At 48.5% G+C, this 301-nt stretch carries 1 protein-coding gene; it reads left to right on the top strand.

Annotated features, from left to right (window positions below; translation table 11 throughout):
- On the top strand, positions 1-301 hold a 301-nt coding region (locus tag ZA07_RS16255; protein ID WP_197276768.1), incomplete at both ends, for a hypothetical protein.

Raw genomic sequence — 301 nt, 5'->3', positions numbered from 1 at the left:
ATTACAGCTACTGCTGTAGATAGCATGGACGACACAGATCCTTGTAACATCGTGGTGACCAGAACGTGGACATTCACTGATGCATGTAACAATTCATCTTCGGTGTCACAGACCATCACCATTCAAGATACAACGGCGCCAGTGGCTCCTGAGGCTCCTGCAGATATCACTTATGAGTGTATCGGCGACATGCCTGCTGCTGGTGAGTTGACTGCTACAGACAACTGTGCTGGTGACATTACAGCTACTGCTGTGGATAGCATGGACGATACAGATCCTTGTAACATCGTGGTGACCAGAA

It is taken from the genome of Mangrovimonas sp. ST2L15 (assembly GCF_001280515.1).
In the GTDB taxonomy this organism is placed as follows: domain Bacteria; phylum Bacteroidota; class Bacteroidia; order Flavobacteriales; family Flavobacteriaceae; genus Mangrovimonas; species Mangrovimonas futianensis.
The sequence above is the reverse complement of the archived record's forward strand: the minus strand, read 5'-3'. Positions and strand labels throughout refer to the sequence as shown.